The organism is Arthrobacter sp. 35/47, from assembly GCF_000520475.1.
GTDB lineage: Bacteria > Actinomycetota > Actinomycetes > Actinomycetales > Micrococcaceae > Arthrobacter_D > Arthrobacter_D subterraneus.
In genome coordinates this window covers 61,432-62,895 of sequence record NZ_KI914603.1, presented here as the reverse complement: position 1 = coordinate 62,895, position 1,464 = coordinate 61,432, and the positions used below count along the sequence as shown (strand labels likewise).

At 66.0% G+C, this 1,464-nt stretch carries 1 protein-coding gene; it reads left to right on the top strand.

All coding sequences use genetic code 11. The annotated features are described in order from the left end of the window. Nucleotides 1–140 precede the first annotated feature (140 nt). A partial coding sequence (uxaC, locus tag X803_RS19325; RefSeq protein ID WP_035778684.1) for a glucuronate isomerase occupies nt 141–1,464 on the top strand: 1,324 nt, incomplete at its 3' end.

The following is a 1,464-nucleotide window of genomic DNA, read 5'->3' as shown; positions in this document are numbered from 1 at the left end:
CCGCTCCAACCAGCCGGTGGTTCTTCCCACCCGGCTGGTTGTCCGCGACTCAACCGGACCGGCGAGCGGCTGACTCTCCTTGTTGCCAACAAATGGCAACTCGTTGACCCCACCGGTTCGGCTTGGCAACGATTATGCGCATGCCTTCTTCACTTTCCCTCGCTGCGGAGCCGGACCGGCTCCTGCCGGCAGAGCCCGGTGTGCGAGCCATCGCCCGGGACCTGCTGAGCCTCGTAGACTCACTCCCGATCATTTCCCCGCACGGCCACGTCGACGCCGCCGTGCTGGCCCAGGACACACCGTTCCCCGATCCGGCAACGCTGCTGGTCACCCCGGACCACTATGTTGTCCGTCTCATCCATGCCAGCGGCGTGCCGCTCGACCGGCTCAACCAGGGACCCATCGCCAACGCGGACCCACGGTCCGTGTGGCGCGAGTTCTGCAAGGCGTGGCCTTTGTTCGAGGGAACCGCGTCCGGATACTGGATCCGCTCTGAATTCGAGCACGTCTTCAAGCTGGACCAGGAGATTTCCGAAGCCACGGCGGACAGCACCTTCGATGCCCTCCAGTCGCGTCTGAGTGAGCCGGCGTTCCGCCCACGCCAGCTCTTCTCCGACTTCAACATCGAGGTGCTCGCCACCACGGATGATCCGCTCGATGACCTGCAGCACCATGCCGCCATCGCCGCGGACAGCACGTTCCGCGGCAGGGTGGTCCCCACCTTCCGGCCGGATGCCTACATCAACATTGCGCACCCCAGCTGGGTGGAGAACGTCGACCGCCTGATCGGGACCGCCGGTGACGGCGCGGCAGGTTACGCCGGGTATATCCGGGCGATGGAAAACCGCCGCCGCTACTTCGTGGAGCATGGCGCGGTGTCCGCAGACCACGGGGTGCGCACCCCCCTGACCCTCAAGCTGGACCGGTCCGACGCCGAGAAACTCTTCACCCGCGCACGGTGCGGTGAGTGGACGCCCGAGGACCGCGATGTCTTCGAAGCCCACATGATGTACGAGATGGCGCGCATGTCCGTCCAGGACGGGCTGGTCATGACCATCCACCCGGGCTCGTACCGGAACCACCACCTGCCCAGCTTCGAGAAGTTCGGCGGCGACACCGGCCATGACATCCCGTTCCCCGTGAGCTACACCGAGGCGATCCGCCCGCTGCTGCAGGACTTCGGTACCGCCCAGGACTTCCACCTGGTCCTGTTCACGCTGGACGAGACCGTCTTCTCCCGGGAACTGGCCCCGCTGGCAGGCTTCTACCCGTCCGTCTACATCGGCGCACCGTGGTGGTTCCTCGATGCTCCCGACGCGATGCTCCGCTTCCGCTCCGCCATCACCGAGACGGCAGGGTTCTCCCGCTCATCCGGCTTCATCGATGACACCCGGGCTTTCTGCTCCATTCCCGCCCGCCATGACGCGTCCCGCCGGATTGAGGCATCTTTTCTGGCCCGGCTCG